Annotated in this window: 10 protein-coding genes; 6 read left to right on the top strand and 4 right to left on the bottom strand. The window is 61.2% G+C overall.

Going from position 1 to position 11,242, the window contains the following annotated elements; translation table 11 throughout:
- The first annotated feature begins 454 nt into the window (after positions 1–454).
- The 3 genes from H6G07_RS18095 (at position 455) to H6G07_RS18085 (ending at position 2,209) form a co-directional block, all read left to right on the top strand.
- The gene (locus H6G07_RS18095; RefSeq protein WP_073609353.1) at positions 455–637 is read left to right on the top strand and encodes a hypothetical protein; all 183 of its coding nucleotides are present in this window, start codon (positions 455–457) and stop codon (positions 635–637) included.
- Complete coding sequence (locus H6G07_RS18090; RefSeq protein ID WP_073609352.1) at positions 634–1,335, top strand: class I SAM-dependent methyltransferase; 702 nt, start codon at positions 634–636, stop codon at positions 1,333–1,335. The genes H6G07_RS18095 and H6G07_RS18090 overlap by 4 nt, the downstream gene beginning before the upstream one ends.
- A gap of 133 nt (positions 1,336–1,468) precedes the next feature.
- Positions 1,469–2,209 (top strand): SH3 domain-containing protein, encoded by a 741-nt coding sequence (locus H6G07_RS18085; RefSeq protein WP_073609351.1) that lies wholly within the window; start codon positions 1,469–1,471, stop codon positions 2,207–2,209.
- 93 nt (positions 2,210–2,302) lie between these two features.
- Here the strand turns inward: H6G07_RS18085 and H6G07_RS18080 are convergent, their stop codons facing one another.
- On the bottom strand, positions 2,303–4,195 hold the full coding sequence (locus H6G07_RS18080) for a serine hydrolase (protein ID WP_073609350.1): 1,893 nt from the start codon (positions 4,193–4,195) through the stop codon (positions 2,303–2,305).
- Positions 4,196–4,259: 64 nt separating this feature from the next.
- Positions 4,260–5,036 carry an RNA methyltransferase gene (locus tag H6G07_RS18075; RefSeq protein ID WP_073609349.1) on the bottom strand — a complete coding sequence of 259 codons (777 nt, stop codon included), beginning with the start codon at positions 5,034–5,036 and terminating at the stop codon, positions 4,260–4,262.
- Between the two features lie 188 nt (positions 5,037–5,224).
- Between H6G07_RS18075 and H6G07_RS18070 the strand changes: the two genes are divergently transcribed.
- Positions 5,225–5,785 (top strand): hypothetical protein, encoded by a 561-nt coding sequence (locus H6G07_RS18070; RefSeq protein ID WP_139297087.1) that lies wholly within the window; start codon positions 5,225–5,227, stop codon positions 5,783–5,785.
- 13 nt (positions 5,786–5,798) lie between these two features.
- Here H6G07_RS18070 and H6G07_RS18065 read toward each other — a convergent pair whose 3' ends face one another.
- Entirely contained in the window at positions 5,799–6,512 is a 714-nt protein-coding gene (locus tag H6G07_RS18065; protein WP_084173283.1) for a response regulator transcription factor, read from the bottom strand.
- A gap of 274 nt (positions 6,513–6,786) precedes the next feature.
- On the opposite strand from H6G07_RS18065, the gene H6G07_RS18060 reads away from it, so the two are divergent.
- Positions 6,787–8,709 carry a hypothetical protein gene (locus H6G07_RS18060; RefSeq protein WP_073609346.1) on the top strand — a complete coding sequence of 641 codons (1,923 nt, stop codon included), beginning with the start codon at positions 6,787–6,789 and terminating at the stop codon, positions 8,707–8,709.
- A gap of 18 nt (positions 8,710–8,727) precedes the next feature.
- Here H6G07_RS18060 and H6G07_RS18055 read toward each other — a convergent pair whose 3' ends face one another.
- Positions 8,728–9,594: a GGDEF domain-containing protein gene (locus tag H6G07_RS18055; RefSeq protein WP_084173281.1), complete on the bottom strand. Its 867-nt coding sequence runs from the start codon at positions 9,592–9,594 to the stop codon at positions 8,728–8,730.
- Positions 9,595–9,931: 337 nt separating this feature from the next.
- Between H6G07_RS18055 and gcvT the strand changes: the two genes are divergently transcribed.
- Positions 9,932–11,038, top strand: coding sequence for a glycine cleavage system aminomethyltransferase GcvT (gene gcvT, locus H6G07_RS18050; RefSeq protein ID WP_084173289.1), 1,107 nt, complete (start codon positions 9,932–9,934; stop codon positions 11,036–11,038).
- The last annotated feature ends 204 nt before the right edge of the window (positions 11,039–11,242 follow it).

Genomic DNA, 11,242 nt, shown 5'->3' with positions numbered 1-11,242 from the left:
CGGTATCCCCACTAGCGGCCACATCATCAACCCTCATCCTGACGAATCCCTCAATACTGGATCCGATTCTCAGTGATGTCACATTAACCTTCCAAGTCGTGTTCCTGAACCACCGGCCATTAGCACTGCGCGCATAGAGTCTCCTTGCTGCGTAAACATTCCTGATGGGGTTGCCCCAGATCTAGCTAGGGCTCTCAACCAAACACCGAGCACAACCATCGACAGGGATATCTATAACATTAATCCGGCATTGATCCACTTAAGGATAGATTGGAGTAAATGTATTCAGAGCTACGTTCTATCCAGGTCAAATCTGTTTTGCTCTGCCACAACCGTTCTCTTCCGCCGCGCCTTGGGGAGCAAACGTTTGGAAAATTAAGGCAATGGCGGGCAACCGGAAGCAACGTTGGTATTGTAGAAGCATAGGTGAACCGGGTAGAAAGGAGCAGTGACTATGGGTACATTGATCGCGCTTTTGTTGGCCGTTATCTATGGCGGTGGGGCCTTTAAGTTTTGGACGGGATTCAACCGCACCAACTTTACCGACGGCAGGGTTAAATTCACCCTACTGTGGCCGCTGTTCTTGGCCCTCAATAAGTCGTACCGCCAAAACTTTAACCGAGCGTTGAAAGGATGAGCCGCCTGCCCGCCGCCGACCCCTCTCCCTGGGGGGCTCAGGTACAAGCTGTTTCCCAGCGCTACGACCAGGAATTCGCCGGCAAGGCCTTTGACCTGCCCCCCGAGGTAGAAGAAATGGCGGTGTTTCAAGACTGGATTGCCGGTACGCTGACGCCGCGGATCTCGACGCCCTTTTGGGAGTCGGTGAAGCCCCGCAAGCGCGATCGCTGCCTGGATATCGGCTGCGGCATCAGCTTTTTGATCTACCCATGGCGCGAGTGGGATGCCCTGTTTCAGGGCCACGAGATTAGCTCCGTGGCCTGCGCGGCGCTGACCGCTCGCGGCCCCCAGCTCAACTCGAAGCTGTTCAAAGGCGTCACCCAAGGCCCCGCCCATCGGCTGGAGTATGAGCCCCACACCTTCGACATGGCGATCGCCACGGGCGTCAGCTGCTATTACCCCGCTGACTATTGGGCCACGGTGCTGCAACAGGTAAAAAAGGTCCTCAAGCCCGGCGGCTGGTTTTTGTTCGACGCCATCAACCCCGAAGCCGAGCTGGCCGAACCCTGGGCCATCCTTGAAACCTACCTGGGGGCCGAGGTGCATCTAGAAGCTCTCGATCGCTGGCCCGCCCTAGTCAAAGCTGAGGGCGCAAGGGTCGTTTCCACCAAAGACTATGAGCTGTTTCGCCTCTTTAAGGTGAAGTGGGACGCTTAGGGGGCAGTTTTGAATTTTGAGCTTTGAGTTTTGAATGCAAAGCTAAGCACTTAAAACTCAAAACTCTTCCCCTTCTCCCCACTTCCCCTGATTGCGCTACCATTAGCGGCGACATTTGGTCGAGAGGTCACGCATGGGGTTGGGTTCGGGAAACGCCAAACTGGGTCTGGGACTGCTGCTGCTCGTTCTACTGGGTGGCTGCAACCGGGGGGCTGAGGTCTCTGACGCGGCTTCTGGTGGGGTCGAGAGCACGCCCACGGCTGCAACCGAGGCGGCGGCACTGGCGGAGGACGGTGGTTATCGCTCGACACCCATTGACCCCATTCGCACCGCTCAGCTAGTGACTCAGGGGGAGGGGTCGCAAGTGAATCTGCGATCGCAGCCCACTACCCAATCTGACTCGCGGGGCTACGGCCTCGGCGGCGACGTAGTGACGCTGCTGCGCCTGGCCGAGGGTGAAGGAGGCCTGAGCTGGTACTACGTCAAGTTTGCTCAGTCCGAAGCCGAGGGCTGGGTACGGGGCGACTTTATCGACACCAGCGCCCAGGTCGCTGCGCCGTCTCCCAGCTCTGAAGAAATCACCACTGGCCCTTGTGGAGACAATCGACCAGAGGCGTTTTTTGAAACCAAGTCTTTTAACATCCACTTGTGCCAAACCCCCCAGGGGCTAAGCTACATCGGCACCAACAAAACCAACAACAAAACCCTCACTACCACCGACGTGCGCGATAGCCAGGGTACCTACATCGCCATTGACGGCAACCAGCAATACCACGTTAGCGATCAGGCCCTAGCGGTGTACCAGGTGAACGGCGGTAGCTACGACCAGCTCGAAGGCGAAGATGTGATTCGCCACGAGCGGTTTTTGTATTGAGAATGAGGGGGACGTGAGGAAGATAGGGAGGATGAGGGAGATAGGGAAGATAGTTGTTCTGTCCTAATCCCTCACCTTCCTCACCCATGCTCTCTAACCTGGCGGAATTTCATCCCGCGCCGGTGCCCGGTCAGGTGGGGCCAAATCCACTGGGGCTGGGGCATAGGGATCCTCGTATTCCTGGGGAGTTTGAGTCTCAAACTCCTCTGGTAGAGGTTCAGTCTCAAACTCTCCGGGGGGGCTGAGCGGGGCGGGGTTGGTGCTGCCGCCACCGACGGGGGCCACAGGCTGGGCCATTTCGGCGTGGATGGTTTCGGTCATGCGGCGAATCAGCTCGCTGGCGCGACCGTCGTTGGCGGGGCGCTGCACCAGTACCGCCAGGGCGTAGCGCTTGCCGTTGGGCACATCGACCAGGGCAACATCGCCCAGCATGGCCGAGATATCGCCGGTCTTGTTGGCCAGCAGTGAGCCATCGCGAATGCCGGAGGGAATCAGGCTGCCATTCTCAGTGCGCTGCATGATGCTAAACAGGCGATCGCGCGATCGGGGCGTCAGCAGCCCCCCTTGGTCGATCAGGGCCATCAGCAGGGTCAGGTCTTTGGCGCTGGTGGTGTTGGTGCCGTCTAGATCGGGCAGAGCGTTGCGCAGCACGGTGTGCTCTAGCCCCCAGGCGGCAAAGGTTTGGTTGAGCGCCTCAATGCCTCCCAGGGAGGCAATCATCATGTTGGTGGCGGTGTTGTCGCTAGTCACAATCATGCGGGTGGCGATCTCTAGGGCGGTGTATTCGGTGCCCACCGCTTCGCCGCGCAGGGTGCCTGAGCCGTTTGCCATATACTCCTCTTGCAGGGCCATGGATTGGTTGAGGGCTAGGGTGCCCGCGTCGACCTGCTGCAAAAAGGCCACCAAGATCGGCACCTTAATGGTGCTAGCTGAGGCGACGGGTTCGGCTCCGCCTAAATCAACATACTGACCAGAGTCGAGATCAACGGCAAAGCCGACCGGGGTGAGGCCCGGAGTCAGGGTGGCTAACTGCTCCAGCTCGCCCTTGAGGTGAGAAATTTCGCCGGTCAGGCGCAGGTCGGCCACGGTGGCGGCGGTGCCCTGCACCAGAGAACCCGTGGTGCGCCTGGTGTTGCCCTGGGCGGTGGGGGTCGGGGCTTCGCCGGGGGCAGCCATGTTGCTGGGGCTGAGCACCGAGAGCAGGGTGCCGGCGATCGCCGCTACCCCCACCCCCAAAATAATTAGCCGAATCAGGTAGAGCAGCGGCAGGGGCGGGTTGGCCAGCCGTCGTCGGGCCGTCGCCGCGCGCGATCGTCGGGGCGGCAGCGAACTATCGCCTGCGCCGCCGGGGGTAGCCGCCTCTTCCAGCGTGCCGGGAGCCGATAGGCCAGCCCGCTGGGGGCGGGGAGCCGTGGGAGCCGCCGTTCGCCGAGATGGGGGACGTAGGGGGGTGACGTTGGGGGGCAGGGCTCTGGGGGTGGTTTGCCCTCTCGCTGGAGCGATCGCACCGTTGGGATTTAACGTGCTGGGGTGAATGCTGTGGGGGTGCATTTGCAGCGGCGGAGCACCAGGGCGAGCCGGGCTCGGCGGAGCCGCCTGAACCACACGAGCCGGGCGCGGTTCAAAAATCCGTCCCTTGGAGGCAGCGGGCCTGGGGCTGGTCGGCTGGGGCTGAGCTGGGCCCCGGCGCAAGGTTGGCAGCGAGGCGTTGCGGGCGGTGGGGCGCATGACCGGCTCAATCTCGGGCTCTACTGGGGCTGGGCCAAAGTCTGGGGCGAGCTGCTGGTGTTGCCGCCACTGGTTGCGACGACGAGCCACGGGCGACGGGCGCTGGCCGTCGTTGCCCCAGCCGCCGGAGTCGGCTTCGCCCGGTAGCTGAAGCCCGTCGCGGCCCGGGCTAGACCCTGGAGCCGACTCTCCCCAGGGCGAGCCCGCCTCAGGACGGCCTGCCGAAGCTGAATTTCGAGGATCGTCGTACTGTGCCATGGTCGTTCGCCCTGTGCCTTTCGCCCTGTGTGCCCGTTCACCCGTTTGCCGCTGCGATCGAGGGTTAGTAGTCGTTGGGAAGCTGACTGGCTGCCCAGTTGATCTGCCGCAAAACGCCCCTAAGCATAGCCAATTCTTGGCGATCGGGACCGGCTCGATGCAGCAATCGCCGCAGTTTAGCCATGCGGCTTGCGGCGGTATGGGGGTAAAGATAACCGATTTTCAGCAAAACGATTTCCAAATCTTGATAAAAGCCCTCTATCTGCTCTAGAGGCGCTAAATGCCCCGCCGTCGCGGCTACCCCCACTGCCGAAAACGATTCTCCTAGCGCCTCGGCGATCGCCCCTCGATGGAGCAAATAGGCACAGACCGCCACCGCCTGGGCCAGATTCAGCGACGGGTAGCTGTCGCTGGCCGGAATGCGTACCCAGCGCTGGGCATAGACCAGCTCATCGTTGCTCAGCCCCCGGTCTTCGGGGCCAAAGATCAGAGCGGCGGCAAAGCTCTCGGCTGGGGTGGGGGGCAGCAGCCAGGGTAGGGCGGTTTCCGGCAGCTCTAGGGGCTGGTCTTGGCGGTGCAGGCGACCAGTGGTGGCGATCGCCCGCTCACACCCCGCGATCGCCTCCGGCAGGCTCGACACCGTGGTCGCCGCTGCCAGCACATCGCCGCCATGCACCGCCATCCGCTGGGCCTCCTCCGAGGCCGCATCACACTGGGGATTGACCAGCATTAGGTGGCGCAGACCCATATTCTTCATCACCCGCGCCGTAGCTCCCACGTTCAGCGGCCCCGCTGGCTCGACCAGGATGATGCGAATGTGCTCGAGCTGCCAAAGGCCCATGGCTGAAACGTTTAATAGTGTTGGCAGTCCCCCATAGTAGCGGGTAGCGGCAGGTTGACACCGGGCCAACCCGAGAAGATGAGAGGAACTGAAGAAACGGTGAATTTTCGTCCCTGGTAGTGTTTCTTCTAACTCTGCCAAGCGCCCAGTTTGTAGGATTGGAGCGATCTGTCGAGCTGATCTGCCCCATGGCTAACCCGTTGAAAGTGCTGCTGTTTAAGCTCTACGTCACCCTGCGAGACTGGGTTAGGCCCGCGCCAGCGATGGCGCGCCTGCCGGGGGAGTTTATCAAGGGCATCAACTTTGGCGGCGAGGCAGTGGAAATCGGGGGCGATCGCTGGCAGTCATACCCAGAGGCCCTGGCGACGGGGCTGGCCACGCCGGGAGCCACCGCTGCCACCACCTACTGCGTGCCCGATCCCTACGTCAGTTGGGAGACACGCATCATGCTGAACTCCGTCATCTTTAAGCCACAGACCCTAGAGCTTGAGCAACCCCTGCCCAACGACAGCTACGACCTCTACCTGTGGATCATAGAAAACTACAAAACCCACTGGCACAGCCTAGAACTGCGGGTAGCTGGGCAGTCCGTGGCCCAGGGCCTTGGCTATCTTCCCCATCGAGGCTGGGCACGCTACGGCCCCTATCCTATCACCGTGACCGAAGGCCGTTTGCACCTCAGCCTGACCACTAGCGAGCCCAACATTGACGCACACCTCATGGGCTTGAGCCTGCACAAACGTCCCTAACTCACCCACTCCCCTACACCGCGTCATCCTCAAACCGGTACCCTACGCCGGTCACGGTTTTGACAAAAGTAGGTTGCGACGAGTCGGGTTCAACTTTTTTGCGCAGGCGGGCAATGTGGGTATCGACGACGCGCTCGTCGCCAAAGAAGTCTTCGCCCCAGAGTTTTTCGATCAGGTGGTGGCGGCTCCAGACCCGGCCAGGGTAGCTCATGAAGGTGGCCAGCAGGTCAAACTCCAGCGGGGTGAGATCGAGCAGTTCTAGGTCGCTAGAGTCGCCCTGGCGGTGGGCGGTGCGCTGATCGAGGTCAAGGCTAAAGTGAGCCGTGCGGTAGGTCTGAGCCGGGGCCTCCTGGCTGTGGCGCAGGCTGCGGCGCAGCAGGGCGCGCACCCGGGCCACCAGTTCCCTGGGGCTAAAGGGCTTGACCAGATAGTCGTCGGCCCCGGTAGACAGACCAATGATGCGATCGATTTCTTCGCCCCGGGCGGTAAGCATGAGAATGTAGGGGTCTTTGGCTCCTGGCCCCTGGCGCACCCGGGCGCACACCTCCAGACCGTCGAGCTTGGGCAGCATGACGTCGAGAATCATCAGATCGGGCTGGAGCGTCTGCTGGTAGCGCAGGGCAGTTTCGCCGTCGTCGCAGACCTCACAGGTAAAGCCCTCTTTTTCGAGGTAAAGCCGAATCAGGCGGGCAATTTCGGCTTCGTCTTCCACAATTAGAATCAGCACCGCGATCTATTACCCCAGATATCTTGTCGCAGAATATCAACCTTGCACTAGCATACTCACTAAGGAAGTCCGTGCCCTAATTGGGTCAGTCCTTGGGATAGACCCCAGGCCTGGTGCGGCGGTTCCCAGCACCAGTAGGACTGAGGATTTAGCCTAGGCCTGGGAGCACTTTAAACGGCTCAGAAAACGGCTCAGAATTCTCCACCTGGGTTGTTCGGTTTGATCGTTCACGCTTTGGAGCATTACGGCTTGGGGCAATATCCATCGGTACGCTATGACCTCACTATCACCTTCTACCCACACCGGCTTTGAACCGCTGCAGCGGGCCTTTGCCGCTTACCTCAAAGAGACGCGCCTCCATCCGGGGCTGACCCTCGACTGCTCTGAGCGGGCGGGGCGGTTGCTTTTGCTGGCGGAGCACAGAGCCCCTGAGGTGGGTGCCCCCAGCGACTTACTGAAAGATCTGGAGTCGGCGTTTCGGGAGCTGGTGCCGACGGTGGGGCTGCCAGAGGCCGACTGGGCGGCGGTCGATGCCTTGGCGGTGCGGGTTTACCTCAAGCTCAAGGCAGTCGCTCAGCCCTACGCCATGCACACGTTTACCTGGCACCCCCAGGATGCGGTGCAGGTCATTTTTCCGGTAGCTGCCATGCCCTTTGTCGATGATGGGGCTGATGCCGAGGTCGATGCCGTCGTCAGCGATCGCCCCGACGACCTGGCTGAGGCTGGGGCTTTTGAACCCGACGTCAGGGCTGCCGCTGTCAATGCCAGAACCGATGCTCCTGGGCTGGGGTTTAGCGATGCGGCCCTGGCGCTGCCCGACACGGCGGTGCAGCCGCCTCCAGGCCCCGGTTGGAGTGAGCGCAGCCAGATCTGGGCTCGCCAGGGGCTGCGATCGCTGCGCGACTACTGGAGCTATGGCCTGGCGGGGCTCATTTTGGTGGGCAGCGGAGCCTTTGCCTATGCCCTGTCGCGGCCCTGTGTGGTCGGGGGGTGCGATCGCCTCGATCAGGCCACCGAGCACTACGAGCTGGCCCAGGCCACCCTAGTCGGCACCCCGACCGGCGATGACCTGGCCACGGCCCAGGCCGACCTCCAAACGGCGATCGATCTGCTGACCCCCATTCCCACCTGGTCGGCTCACTACGACATAGCCCAGGGCGACCTGGTGCGCTATGAGGGCAACATTGTCTTCCTCAACGCCATTGTTCGCGCCCAGGCGCTGGCCAACGAGGCGGCCAACCTGAGCCAATCCCCGCCTCACCCGGTGGAGCGGTGGGTGAAGGTACATATGCTCTGGCAACAGGCGATCGACCAGCTCAGTACCGTTTCTGCCGACAGCCCGGCCTTTGACCACAGCCAGCAAAAGCTGCGCGAATACCGAGCTAACTACAGCGCCATTGGCCGCCGCATCATTGCCGAAGAGGAAGCCGAGGCCAACTTTAGCACCGCCATTCAAACCGGCGATCTGGCCCGTCAGCGGATGGAAACCGCCAATTCTCTGGCAGGCTGGCAACTGGCCGCCAAAGAGTGGCAGGCAGCCATTAACGGGCTGTCGCTGATTCCTCGAGGCACCATGGTCTATGACGAAGCCCAGGCTCAGCTCAGAGACTACCAAGCCCAGATTAACCGCGCCAGCAACCGCTCTACCCTAGAAGAGGCCGGTGCCAGCAACTATCACCAGGCCGTGCAGGCCGCCCGCAGCGCCGCCGCTGCCGAGGCCAAGGGCCAGTGGACTCTGGCCGTGAGCCAGTGGCGTCAGGCGGTGGCCAGTGCCCAGCAAATTCCCTCCGACACCATCTTGGCGGCGGAGGGTGGGGTGCTGCTAGAGACCTATCAGCCAGCCCTGGCCAACGCCCAAAACCGCCTCCGCACTGCCGTGGCCCTGCAAACTCTCACCACTAACCTGGCCCAGCTCTGCGAATCTTCAGCCACCCCCTGCACAGTGCGCGAAGACGCCAGCCAAATTCGCGTGGTGCTCTCTAGCCAGTACGCCGAACCTCTGCGCCAATCTATTACCCCCCCGGCGGCGGACGGCACCTTTGCCTTCACCAACCAGCTTAACCCTGGCTCCCAGCAGCTAATTGAGCAAATTATTACCACCAGCCACCAGGTTGATCGTCAGGTGGCGGTGTATGACGCCCGGGGTGGATTTGTGGCGCGCTACCGCCCCGACTTAGGTGGGTTTATCAAAAACTAGAGCAGATCTGTGGCAGATCTATGCCGTCACCGGAGAGGCTAGCTTAATCTGGTTTTTGCCGTTGTACTTAGCCGCGTAGAGGGCTGCGTTGGCCTGTTGGTAGCTCTGGGTGACGCCCTGGTCGGAGGTAAAGCCACTGAGGCCAATGCTGACTGAAACCAGTGGGCAACGGCTGGGTGGCTGGAGCTGGGGCATGGTAATCTGTAAAATCTCTTGGCGAATGACCTCGGCCTTATCCAGGGCTTCTTCGGGCAGGCAGCCCACCATCAGCAGGGCAAACTCGTCACCGCCAATGCGGGCCGCCAGGTCAGTGGTGCGAATCTGGTGACTGAGCACCTGCCCAACGGCCTGAAGTAGCTGGTCGCCTGCGCTGTGGCCGTAGGTGTCGTTGATCTCTTTGAACCCGTCGAGGTCGAGCAGCATGAGGGTGTGCCCCGTGGCTCCGGGTTGATAGACCAGGGCCGTCAGAGCTGCCTCTAGCCCCCGACGGTTGGCAATGCCGGTGAGGGGGTCTTGCTCCACCAGCGCCCGAATAGTGACTAGATCTTTGTGGGTGTTGAGTAGCTGCGGCACTAGGGCCTTGAGTTCCCAGGCGGTGTAGAGGCTGATCACGGCGGTAATCCAGGTCCAACCACCTTCGAGCCAGTAGTTGGTGTGCCAGATATTCCACACGCGCAGGCCGTGGCCAATGCCACAGCTAAAAATAAACGCCGCAAAGAGCAGCAGCACCGGCCGAATCTGAAGGTCGATGTGCTGTCGGTTGAGGAGGAGCAGCAGCGGAATCGAAAAGTAGGCGACGGCGACGGCCAGATCGCTGGCCACATGCAGGGATGTCAGCTGAGGATCCCACAGGAAACAAGACCCGTGGGGCATAAGAGCAATCATGGGAAACACAACTAAGGGAACAGGCGTTATATAACGTTGGCCACTGCGCTTAGGACACAAATCACTACCATGGGCAAAAACTGTGGCAGCGCCCTGGCCTATAGCCCTCGCTCCAAGGGATTGTGCAGAATGTCCTAACCGATCTGGCGACGGCTATACCTGCGGTGGGTAGTTGACCTTACCGCTCGAGTCAGGGCACCCTGCGCCCAACGGCAGGGCAACTTGTAACCGCAGACTTTTAACCTTTACCAAAAGAAGCTGGGGCGGCAAGGGTGTAAAGCCTTAATCAGACAGAGGTTTTCTCAGTACACTCTGAATGGCCTTAGAGTTCCCCCCCATGACATTATTGCAAACGCCTCTCTATTCTGCCTGCGTCGATCAGAAGGCGCGCATGACCGAGTTTGCTGGCTGGTCGATGCCCGTGCAGTTTGGCGGCATCAAGCAGGAACACCAGGCGGTGCGGCAGCGGGCTGGGCTGTTTGACATCTCCCACATGGGTAAGTTTGAGCTGCGGGGGCCGGGGGTGATAGCGGCCCTGCAAACCCTGGTGCCCTCAAACCTAGAGCGGCTCACCCAGGGCCAGGCCCAGTACACCGTGCTGCTCAACCCCGAAGGCGGCATCATCGACGATTTGATTGTCTACCTCAAGTCGCCGCCCGCCCGCTCAGGAACAGGTGCGGAAACCGTAGCGCTGATCGTCAACGCCGCCACTACCGATAAAGACAAAAACTGGCTGCTAGAGCACCTGGCCGATAAAGGGATTGAGCTGATAGACGAATCGCGCGATCGCGCCCTCATTTCCCTCCAAGGCCCCGCCGCCGCTAGCCTCCTCCAACCCCATACCGTTCTCGATCTGAGCGCCCTGGGCCGCTTTGCCCACCGTGACACGGCTCTGCTGGGACAGCTAGCCTGGGTCGCCCGCACCGGATATACCGGCGAAGACGGCTTTGAAATCATGACCGATCCCGACACCGCCCTAGCCCTGTGGCAGACCCTGACCGAGGCCGGTGCCGCCCCCTGCGGCCTCGGCGCGCGCGATACCCTGCGGCTGGAGGCGGCCATGGCCCTCTACGGCCAAGACATTAACGACACCACCACCCCGCTGGAGGCGGGCTTGGGCTGGCTGGTGCACCTGGATGAAAAGGGGGATTTTGTGGGGCGATCGGTGCTGGAGCAGCAGCGAGCCGAGGGCGTCAGCCGTCGCCTGGTGGGCCTGGCGATGGCGGGTCGCCACATCGCCCGTCACGACTATCCGGTGCTGGATCAGGGCGATCGCGTTGGCACCGTCACCAGCGGCACCCTGGCCCCCACGCTAAATATCCCCATCGCCCTCGCCTACGTCGCCGCCCCCCTGGCGAAGGTAGGGCAAGCCCTTGAGGTCGAGGTGCGCGGAGAACCCCAGGGGGCGACGGTGGTGAAGCGGCCATTTTATCGAGCGAAGTGAGATGGGAATAAACAGTTTTGAATGTTGAATTTTGAGTTTTGAATGCTGTGGGTTACAACAAAAACTCAAAACTCAAAACTAAGCACTCAAAACTCTCTCCCTATTCATTCCTGCACCAAAACCGCCGACTCATGGCACACTGGCACTGGATTCCATTCCATCTGTACGACCGCTGCGCGACAAACTACTCTTCCTGGGGCGATG

The organism is Phormidium tenue FACHB-1052, assembly GCF_014696675.1.
Classification (GTDB): domain Bacteria; phylum Cyanobacteriota; class Cyanobacteriia; order Phormidesmidales; family Phormidesmidaceae; genus Nodosilinea; species Nodosilinea tenuis_A.
This window is presented reverse-complemented; position numbering and strand designations above follow the sequence as displayed.

Bases quoted from the DNA above. Each gene is read 5' to 3' on its own strand.
- H6G07_RS18055 (WP_084173281.1), bottom strand. From the start codon at position 9,594: ATGATTGCTCTTATGCCCCACGGGTCTTGTTTCCTGTGGGATCCTCAG.
- H6G07_RS18080 (WP_073609350.1), bottom strand. From the start codon at position 4,195: ATGGCACAGTACGACGATCCTCGAAATTCAGCTTCGGCAGGCCGTCCT.
- H6G07_RS18060 (WP_073609346.1), top strand. From the start codon at position 6,787: ATGACCTCACTATCACCTTCTACCCACACCGGCTTTGAACCGCTGCAG.
- H6G07_RS18090 (WP_073609352.1), top strand. From the start codon at position 634: ATGAGCCGCCTGCCCGCCGCCGACCCCTCTCCCTGGGGGGCTCAGGTA.
- H6G07_RS18075 (WP_073609349.1), bottom strand. From the start codon at position 5,036: ATGGGCCTTTGGCAGCTCGAGCACATTCGCATCATCCTGGTCGAGCCA.
- H6G07_RS18085 (WP_073609351.1), top strand. From the start codon at position 1,469: ATGGGGTTGGGTTCGGGAAACGCCAAACTGGGTCTGGGACTGCTGCTG.
- gcvT (WP_084173289.1), top strand. From the start codon at position 9,932: ATGACATTATTGCAAACGCCTCTCTATTCTGCCTGCGTCGATCAGAAG.
- H6G07_RS18095 (WP_073609353.1), top strand. From the start codon at position 455: ATGGGTACATTGATCGCGCTTTTGTTGGCCGTTATCTATGGCGGTGGG.
- H6G07_RS18070 (WP_139297087.1), top strand. From the start codon at position 5,225: ATGGCTAACCCGTTGAAAGTGCTGCTGTTTAAGCTCTACGTCACCCTG.